11 protein-coding genes are annotated in these 14609 nt (G+C 67.1%); 6 read left to right on the top strand and 5 right to left on the bottom strand.

Going from position 1 to position 14609, the window contains the following annotated elements; genetic code table 11:
* Positions 1-3 precede the first annotated feature (3 nt).
* Positions 4-1524: an ATP-binding protein gene (locus V9K91_RS01905; protein ID WP_249833125.1), complete on the top strand. Its 1521-nt coding sequence runs from the start codon at positions 4-6 to the stop codon at positions 1522-1524.
* A 50-nt stretch (positions 1525-1574) separates the two neighbouring features.
* Here V9K91_RS01905 and V9K91_RS01900 read toward each other — a convergent pair whose 3' ends face one another.
* Positions 1575-2312 (bottom strand): 20S proteasome subunit A/B, encoded by a 738-nt coding sequence (locus tag V9K91_RS01900; RefSeq protein ID WP_095362962.1) that lies wholly within the window; start codon positions 2310-2312, stop codon positions 1575-1577.
* 84 nt (positions 2313-2396) lie between these two features.
* Here V9K91_RS01900 and folK point away from each other — a divergent pair, with 84 nt between their 5' ends.
* A complete protein-coding gene (gene folK / locus V9K91_RS01895; RefSeq protein ID WP_336442602.1) occupies positions 2397-2882 on the top strand; it encodes a 2-amino-4-hydroxy-6-hydroxymethyldihydropteridine diphosphokinase in 486 nt (161 codons plus the stop codon).
* Positions 2883-3071: 189 nt separating this feature from the next.
* On the opposite strand, the gene V9K91_RS01890 is transcribed toward folK, so the two are convergent.
* On the bottom strand, positions 3072-3809 hold the full coding sequence (locus V9K91_RS01890; protein ID WP_306987522.1) for a pteridine reductase: 738 nt from the start codon (positions 3807-3809) through the stop codon (positions 3072-3074).
* A 55-nt stretch (positions 3810-3864) separates the two neighbouring features.
* Between V9K91_RS01890 and V9K91_RS01885 the strand changes: the two genes are divergently transcribed.
* Positions 3865-5049, top strand: a complete 1185-nt coding sequence (locus V9K91_RS01885) for an SAM-dependent methyltransferase (RefSeq protein ID WP_336442601.1) — start codon at positions 3865-3867, stop codon at positions 5047-5049.
* 1 nt (position 5050) lies between these two features.
* Entirely contained in the window at positions 5051-5440 is a 390-nt protein-coding gene (locus V9K91_RS01880) for a VanZ family protein (RefSeq protein ID WP_306987523.1), read from the top strand.
* Between the two features lie 198 nt (positions 5441-5638).
* On the opposite strand, the gene V9K91_RS01875 is transcribed toward V9K91_RS01880, so the two are convergent.
* The 3 genes from V9K91_RS01875 to V9K91_RS01865 form a co-directional block, all read right to left on the bottom strand.
* Positions 5639-7975, bottom strand: a complete 2337-nt coding sequence (locus V9K91_RS01875; RefSeq protein WP_307106106.1) for a family 20 glycosylhydrolase — start codon at positions 7973-7975, stop codon at positions 5639-5641.
* Between the two features lie 116 nt (positions 7976-8091).
* Entirely contained in the window at positions 8092-10755 is a 2664-nt protein-coding gene (locus V9K91_RS01870; protein WP_068854026.1) for a TonB-dependent receptor, read from the bottom strand.
* 62 nt (positions 10756-10817) lie between these two features.
* Positions 10818-11789 carry a glucokinase family protein gene (locus V9K91_RS01865; protein ID WP_068854807.1) on the bottom strand — a complete coding sequence of 324 codons (972 nt, stop codon included), beginning with the start codon at positions 11787-11789 and terminating at the stop codon, positions 10818-10820.
* Between the two features lie 414 nt (positions 11790-12203).
* On the opposite strand from V9K91_RS01865, the gene V9K91_RS01860 reads away from it, so the two are divergent.
* Together V9K91_RS01860 and V9K91_RS01855 are read left to right on the top strand one after the other, a co-directional pair.
* Complete coding sequence (locus tag V9K91_RS01860) at positions 12204-13496, top strand: sugar MFS transporter (RefSeq protein WP_068854025.1); 1293 nt, start codon at positions 12204-12206, stop codon at positions 13494-13496.
* 42 nt (positions 13497-13538) lie between these two features.
* Complete coding sequence (locus V9K91_RS01855) at positions 13539-14606, top strand: LacI family DNA-binding transcriptional regulator (protein WP_068854805.1); 1068 nt, start codon at positions 13539-13541, stop codon at positions 14604-14606.
* Positions 14607-14609 lie beyond the last annotated feature (3 nt).

Genomic DNA, 14609 nt, shown 5'->3' with positions numbered 1-14609 from the left:
CCCATGCCGCTCACCGGCCCCTCGCTGGGACACCTGCGCATCCTGCTGGTGGAGGATTCGCCCGAAGATGCCGAGCTGATGTGCGGGCAGATGCTCGACGCCGGGCTGGAGGCCAGCTTCGAACGGGTCGAGACCGCTGCCGAACTGCGCGATGCGTTGCTGCGGTTCGCGCCGGACATCGTGCTGTCCGACCTGGCCATGCCCGGTTTTTCGGGCAACCAGGCGCTGGAAATCGTGCGCGGCTGGCACCCGGACGTGCCCTTCATCTTCGTGTCGGGCACGATCGGCGAAGAAAACGCCGTGGCCGCCCTGCACCAGGGCGCCAATGACTACATCATCAAGCACCAGCCGGCGCGGCTGCCGTCGGCGGTGGCGCGTGCCGTGCGCGAGGCGCGCGGCACCATCGACCGCCAGCGGGTGGAAGCCGAGCTGATGCGCGCGCAGCGACTGGAAAGCCTGTCGCTGCTGGCCGCCGGACTCAGCCACGACCTGCGCAACATCCTGCAGCCGCTGCTGATCATGCCGGAGCTGCTCAAGGCGCGTACCGATGACCCGCAGCTGCACCACCTGGCCGATGTGATCGCCGAATGCGGCCGGCGCGGGCACGAGATGGCCGAGTCGATGTTGTCCTTCGTGCGCGGCTCGCGCACCCCGAGCGAACGGATCCAGATCGCCCACCTGTTCGAGGCGATGGAACTGCTGCTGCGCAGTACCTTGCCGGCGCGGGTGAGCCTGCATCTGGACGTGGACGACCCGGCCCTGGCGGTGGATGCCAACTACACCGAGCTGCAGCAGGTGCTGTTGAACCTGGCGCTCAACGCGATCCAGGCCATGCCCAACGGGGGGCGGCTGACCCTGCGCGCAATGGCCGATCCCGATGCGCATGGCCAGGACTGGCTGCGCATCTCGGTGACCGACGAGGGCGTGGGCATGAGTGCGGAGGTGCTGTCGCATCTGTTCAACCCGTTCTTCACCACCAAGGCCAATGGCACCGGGCTGGGCCTGATCTCATGCAAGCGCATCATCGAAGGCGCGCACGGCAGCATCCGGGTGGACAGCACCCCGGGCGTGGGCAGCCGCTTCGACCTGCTGCTGCCGATGCGCGAGGAGCCGGCCGAGGACGCGCCGCTGCAGCAACCGGTGGCGGCCGGCAGCGGACAGTCGATTCTGGTGGTGGATGGCGAAGCCACCCGCTTGTCGCTGCTGGGCAATGCGTTGTCCAGCCAGGGCTACCACCTGCAGCTGGCCTCCGATGGCGGCGCGGCGCTGCGCTGGATGCAGCAGGAAGCCATGCCGGCGCTGGTGATCGCCGATGCGGGAGCCAAGCTGCTGTCGGCCCGGCACCTGCTGGGGGAGATGGTCGCGCTGGGCTACCGCGGCCCGGCGCTGGTGCTGGAAGAGGATGGCGTGCCGGTGCCGCTGGAGCGGTTCCCCAAGGGCGTCGAGGTCCACGTGCTGCGCAAGCCCCTGGAAATGCAGCAGGTGTTCCGCTCGGTCGCCGAGGCGCTGGCGTTCACGCGGTAGGTCACGACCGTTGGTCGTGACGCTGGGGAATACCGACCAACGGTCGGTATCTACGCATCTTCCCACGGGAAACTGGGCAGGCTGGCCACGGCATGCTCCAGGCGCCGCGACCAGTTCGCGTGGATCTCGGCATAGAGCGGGCTGTCGGCGGCCAGGCGCATGCGGTGGCTGATGCGCAGGTCGCCCGCACGCAGCAGCACCAGGTCCACCGGCAGGCCGACGGACAGGTTGGAACGGATGGTGGAATCGAGCGAGACGATCGCCGTGCGCGCGGCGTCATCCAGGCCGGTCTGCGGGCGGATGATCCGATCCAGGATCGGCTTGCCGTACTTGGATTCGCCGATCTGCAGGAAGGGCGTTTCCGGCGAGGCGGCGATGGCATTGCCAAGCGGGTAGATCATGTACATGCCCGGGCGCTCGCCGCCCACTTGGCCACCCAGGATCAGGGTCGCCTGGGTATTGATGCCGTCATGGCCGGGGTCGGTGCTGCCACACTTCACCTGGCTGTCCACCAGCACGCGGCCAACGTACTCGGCCACCTCGAACAGATGGCGGTAGGCACGCAGGTTCTCCGGCCGCTGTTCCTCCACGTCGCGGTGCAGCCGCGAGATCAGCAGCTGGGTCGTGGCCAGGTTGCCGGCGGCCATGATCACGAAGGCGGCTTCGCCCGGAAACTCGAATTCGTGCAGCTTGCGGTGCACGCGTACGTCGTCCAGCGACGCGTTGGTACGGGTATCGGCGGCGAAGACAAGGCCCTCGTCCACCTCGATGCCGACGCAATAGGTCATGTCGGTGTCCTATGATGTGCACCCCGATTCTATGCGGAGCCCCTGTTGGCCCCGTGTGGATTCGCCCCACGTACGCTGAATACCATGACCACTGTGCTCCTGAGCCTGGGCAGCAACCTGCAACCGCAGCAGCATCTTCACGCTGCGGTGGCGGCGCTGCGCGGGCGTTTCGGCGATATCCGGGTGTCCCCGGCCTACCGCACCGCCGCCGTGGGCTTCGATGGCCCGGCCTTCCTCAACAACGCGGTGGCGATCGAGACCGAGGAGCCACTGGAGGACCTCGACCGGTGGCTGCATGCCGTGGAAGACGCCCATGGGCGTGACCGCAGCGGGCCGCGTTTCAGCGACCGTACGCTGGACATCGACGTGGTGTTCTACGGGGACCTGATCGTGGAAGGCCCGGGGCACCTCCGGATTCCGCGGCCGGAGCTGAAGCACGCGTTCGTGCTCAAGCCGCTGGCCGATATCGCGCCGGACTTCATCGACCCGGTCAGCGGCCTGGACCTGGCCACGTTGTGGCGGGCGCATCGGCAACATGACGACGCGTTCGAGGTCGTTGAACTGGGGTGACAGCGTCAAATGGCGGGTGTCGCCAAAAGCGGGGCTTCGGAACGTGTACACGCCGGGGTGTTTGCCATAACCATCGGGTGACCGGCTCCGGGCGCTTGGGCCGCGCTGCGCGCGGTTTCCGGCCAACGGCCGGGGCTACGAACCGTTAGGGGCCCATTGGGATCGGGATCAATCGACCAACGGCGCGCATTACGTCAACATCCGCCCGCCGTCCACCCGCAACGTGTGCCCGGTCACGAACGGGGCGTCGTTGACCAGCCAGTAGACGGCCTCGGCGATCTCCTCCACCGTGCCGGTGCGGCCCAGCGGGGTGCGTGCCAGCAGCGCCTGCTGGGCGAAATCGTCCTTGCCCTGTTCGGGCCACAGGATCGCGCCCGGCGCCACGGCGTTGACCCGGACTTTCGGCGCCAGTTCCAGCGCCAGCGAACGGGTGATCATTTCCAGCGCGGCCTTGGCGGCGGCGTAGACCGGGTGGTCACGCATCGGCTGGGTGCCGTGCAGGTCGGTGAGGTTGACGATGCAGCCCTGGTGGCGGCGCAGCTGCGGCGCGGCGGCCTGGGCCAGCAGCAGCGGCGCGCGGGCGTTCACCGCGAACAGGTCGTCCCACTGGTCGGCGGTGATCTGGCCGAGCAGGGTGGGGTAGAAATTGGAAGCGTTGTTGACCAGCGCATCCAGCCGCCCGAACTGGGCCACGGTCTGTTCGATCAGGTCGGGCAGGGCATCGGCGTCGCGCAGGTCGGCCTGCAGGGCCAGCACACTGCCCGGGCGCAGCATGTCCAGGTCGAAGGCCATCTGCTGCAGCTCGGCGGTGGAGGTGTGTGCGTGCAGCACCACCGACCAGCCACAGGAATGGAACTGGCGGGCGATGGCGGCGCCGATCCGGCGCGCGCTGCCGGTGATCAGCACGACGGGTGTGGTGGCGGTCATCGGGGCTCCTTCCTGCTCGGCTATGCTGTGCATTGTCACCGCAATCGCCTGCACCATGCATACCTCCCTGCCCACGCCCGACGCCGACGCCCTGGCCCACAGCGACGAACTGGCCGCTGCCCTGCGCGCGGAAATCCTCGCCAATGGCGGTGCCATGCCATTTGCCCGGTTCATGGAACTGAGCCTGTATGCGCCGGGCTGGGGCTATTACAGCGCCGGTGCCAGCAAGTTCGGTGCGGGGGGGGACTTCACCACTTCTCCGGAACTGGGCCCGCTGTTCACCGCCACCGTGGCCAACGCAGTGGCCCCGGTCATGCAGCAGCTGGGGCCGCAGGCGCGCTTCCTGGAACTGGGCGGCGGCAGCGGTGCGTTCGCGGAGATCCTGCTCAAGCGCATGCTGGAACTGGATGCGCTGCCGGAGCGCTATGCGATCCTGGAACCCAGCGCGGACCTGCGCGAGCGCCAGCGCGAGCGCCTGGAGAAGGCGCTGGTGCCGCCGCTGTTCGCCCTGGTGGAATGGCTGGACGGCCCGTTCGACGACGACTGGGACGGCATGGTGTTCGCCAACGAAGTCATCGATGCGCTGCCGACCCCGCGCTTCCTGGCGCGCGACGGCATGGTCTACGAAGAAACCGTGGAACTGGATGCCGACGGGCGCTTCATGCGCGGCGCGCATCCGGCTGATGCCATGCTCACCTCGGCCGTGCGCCATCTGGAACGCTACCGTGAGAAGCCCTTCGCCGATGGCTACCGTTCCGAGCTGCTGCCGCACCTGCCGTACTGGATCCAGGCGGTCGCTGGCGGGCTGAAGCGCGGCGCGATGCTGTTCGTGGATTACGGCTATCCGCGCAACGAGTACTACCGCGACGATCGCGATGACGGCACCGTGCGCGCCTTCTACCGTCACCATGTGCACAACGACGTGTTTCTCTGGCCGGGCCTGCAGGACCTGACCGCGTCGGTGGATTTCACCGCGCTGGCCGAAGCCGGCACCCATGCCGGCTTCGAGCTGGCCGGCTACTGCACCCAGTCCAGTTTCCTGCTCGGCAACGGCCTGGATGGGTTGCTGGCATTGGCCGAGGAACGTGCCGACGAGATCGGCAAGCTGCGCCTGCGTGACCAGGTCAAGAAACTCACCCTGCCCAGCGAGATGGGCGAGCGCTTCCAGGTGATGGGCTTCCAGCGCGACGTGGACTTCGATCCGGCATTCCTGCTTGGCGACCTGACCTGGCGGCTCTGAAATGACCGCGACCGGGATGTTGAAGCCGCTGCGCTTCCCGCGCGTGTGGCTGGGGCTGTGGTGGCTGGCGATCGCGGTCACGATCGTGGTCTGCCTGATCCCGCCACCGCCGCTGGCATTGCCGCAGAACAGCGACAAGATCGAGCACTTCCTTGCGTACTTCCTGCTGGCCTCGGCGGCGGTGCAGATCTACCGCACGCGCGCGGCACTGCTGTGGGCCGGCGCCGGGCTGGTGCTGCTGGGCGTGGGCATTGAATTCCTGCAGGGCGCGCTGACCACCGACCGCATGGCCGACCCGATGGATGCGCTGGCCAACATCGTCGGCGTGGTGGTCGGCATGGCAACGGTATTCACGCCGCTGCGCGATCTGCTTTTGCGCATGAAGGGCTAGCCGGGTAGGGTCGGTTCCCGAACGACCGCAGTGAACGTATCAACGCCCGGTAACGCATGACCTGCAACGAAGCAGAAACCGTTGCCGTTGATTGCAATGCGTTACCGGTTTCGGAAACGTTATCGGCGGTCGTTTGGGAACCGACCCTACCTCATTCAGGCAGCACGGGTCCGGCCATGGGCCGGCACCGCTACTTCATCAACGCGGCACCAGCTCCAGCGTGTCGAGCACCCACATCGTGGGGCGGGTGTCGCCGGTGAAGCGCACGCACAGGTCCTGGCGGCCCTTCAGTGAACGCGGCAGCGCCGCTTCCAGTGTGATGAATCCATCCGCGCCCGGGGTGGCCGGCAGCGGCACGCTGGCCAGCGGCTTGCCATCGCACTGCGCATTGAGGACGTCCATCTCGCCGTGTGCGCTGCGTGCCTTCACGAAGCGGCGCTGCGGTTCGTCGTGGGCCAGCTGGAAGTAGTACGGAATCTGTCCGGCACGCACCCGCAGCTTGGCGATGCCGTCCATGTCCGCGCCTTCCCACAGCCAGCACGGGTTGAAGATGTTCACGTTGAAGATCGCGCGTTCGCCGTCGGCCGGGCCGTCGTCTTCCAGCCGCAGCAGCAGCTTGCCTTCGCCCGGGCACATTGCCAGGTGTTCGTCGGTGCGGCTCAGCAGCGACTGCGCGGTGACGTCGAAGCGGCTGGCCGCCTTGGCCAGCGCCTGGCCGTTGAAGAACGTGGCGGCCTGGACCCCCACCGGCAGCGGCTGGGTCAGCGGCGCGGTGTAGCGCGGCGACGCCGCGGTGACCGGGCTACCGTCCACGCTGTAGCGGATCTCGTAGTTGAGCGGGTTGCGCAGTGCCAACGTCGCGGTGCCCGCCTTGCGGTCGTCGCTCACATCCGCTTCCACTTCGAACGGGGTCTGTGCATACGCGATGCCCATCGCCTGCCAGCGCTGCAGCTGCGACGGCAGGCGCGCCAGGAAGTCGGCGAAGTCGCGGCGCTCACGCGGCGACCAGCCGGTTTCGGCGACTGCGGCCAGGCGCGGGAACACGTTGTGGTGCAGGCGCGCGACACTGCGGGTGTGCTCGGTGAACATGTTGGCCTGCAGGCCCAGGATGTGCTGTTGCTTGTCGCGGGCCAGGCTGTCGGGCACCGGCTCGAACCCGTACACGCGGCCCAGCGGGGTGGTCAGCGGGCGGCCCGGCGGCTCGTTTTCCGAGTTGGTCTGCAGGTAATCCATGTACATGTCGGTTACCGGCGACATCACCACGTCGTGGCCTTCGCTGGCGGCCTTGAGGCCACCTTCGGTACCGCGCCAGGACATCACCGTGGCTTCCGGCGGCAGCCCGCCTTCGAGGATCTCGTCCCAGCCGATCAGGCGGCGATCGTGCTGTTCGAGGAACTTCTCCAGCCGCTTGATCAGGTGCGCCTGCATCTCGTTTTCGGTGCCGGCGCCCACTTCGCGCATGCGTTCCTGCACGCGCGCGGAGGCTTCCCACTGGTCCTTGACCGCCTCGTCGCCGCCGACATGGACGTACTTGGCGGGGAACAGCTGGATGACTTCCTCCAGCACGTTCTCCAGGAACTCGAAGGTGCTTTCTTCGGTGTTGAACAGGTTCGGGAACACGCCCCATTCGCTGAGTGGCTGCAACGGCGTATCGATCGTGCCCAGCTCGGGGTACGCAGCGATGGCGGCGGTGGCGTGGCCGGGCACGTCGATCTCCGGGATCACCTGGATATGCCGCGCGGCGGCGTAGGCGATCACTTCACGGATCTGGTCCTGGGTATAGAAGCCGCAATACGGGCGCGGCGCACCGGTGGCCGGGTCGCGCCCGCCATCGCCGGCCGGAATACGGCAGCTGCCCACGCCGGTGAGCTTCGGGTAGCGCTTGATTTCCATGCGCCAGCCCTGGTCATCGGTGAGATGCCAATGGAAAGTGTTGAGCTTCTGTTCGGCCATCGCGTCGAGCACGCGCTTGATCTCGTCCAGGCTCTGGAAGTGGCGCGCCGAATCGAGCATCAGCCCGCGCCAGCTGAAACGCGGCGCATCGTCGATCTTCAGTGCCGGCACGACACCGTCGCTGCCGCCCGTGAGCAGCTGCGACAGGGTGGCCGCGCCATAGAACAGGCCCGCTTCGGTGGCGGCCTGCACGGTCACGCCGCGCGCATCGCTGCGCAGCTGGTAACCCTCCGCACCGGTCTTCAGGGTGGCGTCGAGCACGAAGCGGATACCGTCATTGCCGCGTGCGGTGGCCACGACCAGTGCCGGACCACCGCTGTGCTGCAGCTGGGTCGCGAACAGGCTGGCCACGCGCTGGGCGGCCGCGCCCTGCGCGCGCAGCGCGGTCGTGGAGGTGACGGTGTAGCCCGCGCCTTCGAGGCGTTGCAGCTGGGCGGGGGCGGGAATCAGTGGCAACGAGCCGGGCAGGGCGCGCGGGCCATCGGGGGCCTGGGCATCGGTGGCATGTGCCAGCGGGGCCAGCGAGAGCGCCAGGGCCAGCGGCAGCAGCGACAGCGAGGTACGACGGGTGCGGGTGTGCATCGGGTCATTCCTTTGGTGCGGGTTAAAAAAAACGGGCCCGGTTCCGGACCCGTTTTCAGTGGGCCGTAACGGCCCACCGGGTAGCGCCGGCCGTTGGCCGGCACACCAATGCCACATTAGTACTTGAAGCGGAAGTTCAGGTAGTACTGGCGACCGTTGGAGTAGAACGAGGTCGGAATGGACGCGCTCTGGTAGTACTTGTAGGTCGGGTTGTTGAGGTTCAGGCCATCCAGGGTGATGCTCATCCACTTGGTGGGTGCGTAGCTCAGCGAGGCCGACAGCGTGCCGAAATCATCCTGGTAGTACGGGTTGGCACCGGACAGGCTGATCAGGAACGAGGAACGGCGGGTGTAGCTGACGCGTGCACCGAAGGTTTCATTCTCGAAGAAGGCGCCCACGTTGTAGGTGTTCTTCGAGGTGCCCAGCAGGTTGTGGCTGCCGTCGGCCCAGGTGTGCGCCGAGCTGCCGTTGGCGTAGGTGTAGTTGGCGTTGATGCCGAAGTTCTCGCCGATCGGCTGTTCGTAGGCCACTTCCACGCCGGTGACCTTGCCGTCGGCATTGATCGGGGTGGAAACCGCGTAGGTTTCAAGCTGGTTGGTCAGTTCGCTGAAGAGCTGGCGGTTGACGACGTCGAAGGCGACGTAGTCCTTCAGGTCGATGTGGTACGCACCAACCGACAGCAGGCCGCGCGGCATGAAGTACCACTCCAGGTTGGCGTCCAGGTTGCTGCCGATGGTCGGCTTCAGTTCCGGGTTGCCGCCACCGCCGGTCTTGTTCAGGTCCGAACCCCATGCAGAGGCACCCAGCGCGGAGTAGTCCGGCAGGGTCTGGGTCTGCGACGCGGCTACGCGCAGCACCAGGTTGTCGTCCAGGTCGAACTTGATGTTGGCGCTCGGCAGCACGCGGCTGTGCTTGTTCTGGAACGCCTGGCGCTGCCACATGCCGAACAGGCTGCTCACGTCGGCACGGGCGGCATCGCTGACCGCCAGGTAGGTGTCGATGTCCTGCTTGATGTCCACGTAACGCAGGCCGACGTTGCCGCTCCACCAGTCACCGGTGAAGTTGGCCTGCACGTAGCCGGCGAAGTTCTTTTCCTTCACCTTCCACTCGGCGCCGTAGTTGTGGCGGCCGGTCGGGCCATCGTTGTTGGACAGCCAGGTGGAGTTGTTGAGGATGGCGGTCTTCAGCGCGTCCGGGGTGTAGTACCAGATGTCGCGCGGGAAGGTGCCGCCGATGCCGCTGGCGAAGTTGCTCGGGTACTGGCCGGTGGCGCTGCCCTGCAGGGCCGACCAGATGTCGCCCGGGCTGGCGCCTTCCGGCGACAGCGCTTCACGCTCGTGGTCGGCGAAGCGCAGGCCGAAGTCGATCGAGCTCAGTGCACCGCCATCGCCGAAGTACTGGTTGAAGTCCAGCGACGCCCAGTCTTCCTTGTCTTCCGCCTTGACCTGCTGGTTGCCCCAGGTGCCGAAGCTGCTGACGCCGCCCGGGCTGGTATCGCCGCCCACGTTCCAATCCACCGGCGAACCTGCGCCATGGGTGGCCCAGCTGGCGCCGCCGCCCTGGCCCAGGGTCACTTCGGCAATGAACTGGCGCGGCGTCTCGCCGGTGCCCTTGGTGGTACCGGCCTGGAACTTGGCGCCCAGGTTGTCGTTGATCTGCCAGTCGGCATCGAAGGTGACGTAGCTGGTCTTGGCCGTCGCCTCACGGTAGATCATGTCGTACACGGCGTAGTTGGTGCCCGGCACGCCCGCGTAGGTGGCATTGGTGAGTACGCCGTCCTTGATGGTGTAGCCCGGGTTCGGCGCCTGCGACGCGGCGAAGTTGCCGCCCCACATCATGTAGTTGCGGTTGTAGTTGTTCGCTTCAAGTTCGGAGGTGAAGCCGCTCAGGCCGAGGGTCAGGTCGTCGATCGGCTTCCACTGCAGGGTGACCAGGCCGCCCTTGCGCTCACGGGTCTGCTCGAACAGGGTGGAACCCAGCAGGCCGGGCACGTTCACGCCGACCAGGTCCGGGTTGGTCGCCGCCACCGGGTCGGTGGCCTTGATCTTGAAGAAGCCGCCCGGGATTTCCTGCGCTTCGCGGCGCAGCTCGCGCTTCTGGTAGAAGCCCTGCACCATCACGCCGAAGGTGCTGTCGGCGTTCTTGTAGTTGAACAGTCCCGAGAACTGCGGGTCGTTGGAATCGGCCTGGTCCGAACGCACCACGCCCAGCGAGGCTTCGGCACTGAGCTGCTTGGAGAACTGCAGCGGCTTGCGGGTGATGATGTTGACGGTACCGGTGGTGCCGCCGTCCTGCAGCTTGGCCTGCGAGGACTTGTTCACTTCCACCGAGCTGACCAGTTCCGACGGCAGCAGCGAGTAGCTCACGCTGCGGCCGACGTTGTTGCCCTGGCTGAGCACGAACCAGTCGGCCGAGCCGACGCTGTGGCCGTCGATCAGGGTCTGGGTGAGGCTGGGGCTGGTGCCGCGCAGGCTGACGCGGTCGGCTTCGTCGAAGCCGCCTTCGTCGGCGCTGGCCGAGCTGATGTTCACGCCGGGCAGGCGCTGCAGGGTGTCGGCCACGTTGTGCGCCGGCAGCTTGCCGACGTCTTCGGCGGTGACCACTTCCAGGCGCGCATTGGCATCACGCTTGGTGTCGAGGGATTTCTCCATCGAACCGCGAATACCGGTGACGACCACGGTGTCCAGGTCGGTGGCGGTGGGCTGTGCTTCCTGCGCATGGGCGCCGAAGGCGATACAGCTGAAAATGGCTGCCGAAAGCAGGCTCTTGCGGTGGTTCATGATGTCTCTCCTCATCAATCGTTGGTGCGCCAGCGACGGCGTGCGGTTTGCGATGCGTGCGATCAAGCGTCCGTGCGGCCGAGGTACCAGCTGGCGGCGCCGATGACGCCCAGCTGCCCGTGCTCGACCACCTTCACGGGTATGCGTTCCAGCGCCTCGCGCATCGGACCCTTGTTGAGGTACCGGGACACGAAGGTGCTGTTCAACAGGTATTCGCGGATCTGCGGCAGGATGCCGCCAGCCAGGTACACGCCACCGTGGGCGCCGTACTGCAGCGCCATGTCACCGATGGTGCTGCCGAGCAGGCCGCAGAACACGTCCAGGCTCTGGCGGGCCAGTGCGTCCTGGTTGCCCACGGCCGCGGCGGTGATCGCATCGGGCGTGGCCAGCACGGCCGGCTGGCCTTCGATCGCGCACAGGGCGCGGTAGAGGTTCATCAGGCCCGGGCCGGACAGCGCATGTTCGACCGAAACGTGGGCGAGGTCGCGCTGCATCTGCCGCACGATCGCCATTTCCAGCTCGGTGCTCACCGCCAGCGTCGGCTGGCCGGCTTCGGTGGCCAGCACCACCGCGCCATGCGCGGTCGGGATCCACAGCGCCGCACCCAGCCCGGTGCCCGGGCCAACCACCAGGGTCGGGCCGCGCGGGGCGGTGGCCGGGCCGGTCAGCTGCAGCACGCCGCTGGCATCGACCTGCGCGGCGGCGTAGGCCACGGCTTCGAAGTCATTGACGATGTACACCGTTTCCAGGCCGAGGTCGGCCTCGATCTGGCGCGCCGACAGCGGCCACGGCACGTTGGCGGTGATCACCGTGCCGTCTTCGCGGGCATACCCGGCGGTGGCCACCACGCAGTGCGCGGGGCGCTCGCCGTCGGCGATGAAGGCCTGCAGGATCGCGCTCAGGCCGGCGTAGTCGGCGTTGCGGAACTTGCGGTACTCAAGCAGCTGGACCGGATGGGCCGGGTCCGGGCTGGCCTGTACACGGGCCACGCGGACATGCGTGCCGCCCACGTCGGCCGCCAGGAACGGCGGCATCGAGAGGGGGGCGTTGGCCGATACGGCGTGGGCGGCTGCGGTCACACGGGCTCCCTTGGGATACGTACGGCCAGGTCTGGACCCCGGCGATTGAGCGGAGTCTGTAATCGTTCTGACAACGATGTCAACGACAACCTCACACTTTCGATGCTGCGGCGCAGCGACCTGCGTCACAAGAAAACGTTTTCAGTCCACTCCCGTCAAGATTTCGTAAAGCCGTTGCAATCAGGGGCTGTGTGAAGGCGCAGCGGGGCGTTGCGGGGTTTCTGTGCAGCTGCAGCATGTGGTTTTCCCCGATCTGCGCGGAAACCAATTGTTGACAAAGCCGGGTGGCCCATCGAATAAATGTGACAACGTTGTTCCCAGCCACTCTTCCGACGCCGCCCGCGTGCCGTCGATGCAGGAGCCCTCCAGATGTCTGCCGTGCCTGCTGCTACCGCGCGTTCGAGCGTGGCCACTTCGATCCTCATCATCGGGGTGCTGTTCTTCCTGATCGGCTTCTTCACCTGGCTCAATGGCCCGCTGATCACCTTCGTCAAACTGGCCTTTGAACTGGACGAGGTCGGCGCCTTCCTGGTGCTGATGGTGTTCTACCTGTCCTACTTCTTCCTGGCGCTGCCGGCCTCGTGGATCCTCAAGCGCACCGGCATGAAGAAGGGCCTGAGCCTGAGCCTGCTGGTGATGGCCGCCGGTGCGGTGGTGTTCGCGCACTTCGCGCAGCAGCGCTGGTATCCCGGTGCGCTCAGCGGCCTGTTCATCATCGGCAGCGGCCTGGCCCTGCTGCAGACGGCGGTGAACCCGTACATCAGCATCCTGGGCCCGATCGAAACCGCCGCGCGCCGCATCGCGCTGATGGGCATCTGCAACAAGATCGCCGGCATGATCGCCCCGTTCCTGATCGGCACCCTGGTGCTGCACGGCATCGGCGACCTCTCCGAGCAGGTGGCCAGCGCCGACCCGGTGACCCGCAACGCGCTGCTGGATACCTTCGCGGCCAAGATCCAGATGCCGTACATGGCCATGGCCGGCCTGCTGGTGGTGCTCGCGGTGGGCGTGCTGTTCTCGCCGCTGCCGGAAATCAAGACCGCCGAAGCCAACGCCACCCCGGCGCGCGCGCCCGGCCTGGCCGAACGCAGCAGCATCTTCCAGTTCCCGCACCTGTGGCTGGGCGTGCTGTGCCTGTTCGTGTACGTGGGCGTGGAAGTGATGGCCGGTGATGCCATCGGCACCTACGGGCACGGGTTCGGCCTGCCGCTGGACCAGACCAAGCTGTTCACCTCCATCACCCTGTTCGCCATGCTGGTGGGCTACCTGGCCGGCCTGGCGCTGATTCCGCACCTGGTCTCGCAGCAGCGTTACCTGAGCATCTCGGCCAGCCTGGGCGTGCTGTTCTGCATCGGTGCGCTGTTCACCCATGGCTATGTGTCGGTCGGCTTCGTGGCCGCGCTGGGCTTTGCCAACGCCATGATGTGGCCGGCGATCTTCCCGCTGGCGATCCGGGGCCTGGGCCGCTTCACCGAAACCGGCTCGGCGCTGCTGGTGATGGCCATCGCCGGTGGCGCGATCATCCCGCAGGCGTTCGCCGTGCTGAAGCAGCATTTCGACTTCCAGTGGGTGTTCGCGGGCCTGATGGTGCCGTGCTACCTGTACATCCTGTTCTACTCCCTGCGCGGCCACCGGGTCGGGCTGCCCCGCGACGGGCAGTGATCGGCGATCATGGACGCCCAACCGGTGAGCCAGGAAAAGAGCATGCGTAGAGCGACCATCAAGGATGTCGCCGAACGGGCCAAGGTGTCGTTGAAGACCGTTTCGCGGGTCATCAACAACGAACCGTCGGTCATGCAGGCCACGCGCGCGCGCGTGCTGCGCGCCATCGCCGAACTCGATTACGAGCCCGATCCCGCCGCACGCAACCTGCGCACCGGCACCACGCTGGTGATCGGGCTGGTCTACGACAACCCCAACCCGTACCACATCATCGGTGTGCAGAACGGCGTGCTGGCTGCGTGCCGCGAGACCGGCTTCGGGCTGCAGATCCACCCGTGCGATTCCAGTTCGCCGATGCTGGCCGAAGAGCTCGCCGACTGGGTGCAGCGTTCGCGCCTGGCCGGGCTGGTGCTGACCGCGCCGATGTCCGAACGCCGCGACCTGGTCGCCGCGCTGACCGCGCGGGGCATCAAGCTGGTCCGCATCATCGCCGCCACCGCCGATCCGCAGGATGGCGCGTGCGTGTTCGTGGACGACCGCGAGGCCGCCTACGAAATCACCGAACACCTCATCCAGCTCGGCCACCAGCGCATTGGGTTCCTCTGGGGTGGCTCCTCGCACCGTTCCAGCGGCGAACGCCATGCCGGTTACGAAGCCGCGCTGCGCGACTACGGCATGACCGTGGACAAGCACCTGGTGGTGCAGGGCGACTACACCTTCGACGACGGTTTCCGTGGCGCGCGCCGCCTGCTGGCGCTGCGCGAGCCGCCCACCGCGATCTTCGGTTCCAACGATGAAATCGCCGCCGGCGTGCTCGCCGCAGCCAAGTCGGCCGGCATGAACGTGCCCTACGACCTGTCCATCGCCGGCTTCGAGGACAGCCCGTTCTCCCGCCAGTCGTGGCCGCCGCTGACCACCGCCAAGCAGGCCACCGAAGACATCGCGCGGCATGCCGCGCGCCTGCTGATCGCGCAGCTGCGCAGCGATGCGTATGACGATGCGCCGCTGCAGCTGCAGAACCAGGGCTTCGTACCGCAGCTGGTCGTGCGCGGTTCGACCGCGCCGATGCGGCCGGTCGGCACGCGGCCCCCCACCCCTGAAACCACCTGAGTC

The sequence above is a fragment of the Stenotrophomonas sp. CCNWLW57 genome (assembly GCF_037203925.1).
Lineage (GTDB): Bacteria > Pseudomonadota > Gammaproteobacteria > Xanthomonadales > Xanthomonadaceae > Stenotrophomonas > Stenotrophomonas rhizophila_A.
This window is presented reverse-complemented; position numbering and strand designations above follow the sequence as displayed.

Bases quoted from the DNA above. Each gene is read 5' to 3' on its own strand.
- V9K91_RS01905 (WP_249833125.1), top strand. From the start codon at position 4: ATGCCGCTCACCGGCCCCTCGCTGGGACACCTGCGCATCCTGCTGGTG.
- V9K91_RS01900 (WP_095362962.1), bottom strand. From the start codon at position 2,312: ATGACCTATTGCGTCGGCATCGAGGTGGACGAGGGCCTTGTCTTCGCC.
- folK (WP_336442602.1), top strand. From the start codon at position 2,397: ATGACCACTGTGCTCCTGAGCCTGGGCAGCAACCTGCAACCGCAGCAG.
- V9K91_RS01890 (WP_306987522.1), bottom strand. From the start codon at position 3,809: ATGACCGCCACCACACCCGTCGTGCTGATCACCGGCAGCGCGCGCCGG.
- V9K91_RS01885 (WP_336442601.1), top strand. From the start codon at position 3,865: ATGCATACCTCCCTGCCCACGCCCGACGCCGACGCCCTGGCCCACAGC.
- V9K91_RS01880 (WP_306987523.1), top strand. From the start codon at position 5,051: ATGACCGCGACCGGGATGTTGAAGCCGCTGCGCTTCCCGCGCGTGTGG.
- V9K91_RS01875 (WP_307106106.1), bottom strand. From the start codon at position 7,975: ATGCACACCCGCACCCGTCGTACCTCGCTGTCGCTGCTGCCGCTGGCC.
- V9K91_RS01870 (WP_068854026.1), bottom strand. From the start codon at position 10,755: ATGAACCACCGCAAGAGCCTGCTTTCGGCAGCCATTTTCAGCTGTATC.
- V9K91_RS01865 (WP_068854807.1), bottom strand. From the start codon at position 11,789: ATGCCGCCGTTCCTGGCGGCCGACGTGGGCGGCACGCATGTCCGCGTG.
- V9K91_RS01860 (WP_068854025.1), top strand. From the start codon at position 12,204: ATGTCTGCCGTGCCTGCTGCTACCGCGCGTTCGAGCGTGGCCACTTCG.
- V9K91_RS01855 (WP_068854805.1), top strand. From the start codon at position 13,539: ATGCGTAGAGCGACCATCAAGGATGTCGCCGAACGGGCCAAGGTGTCG.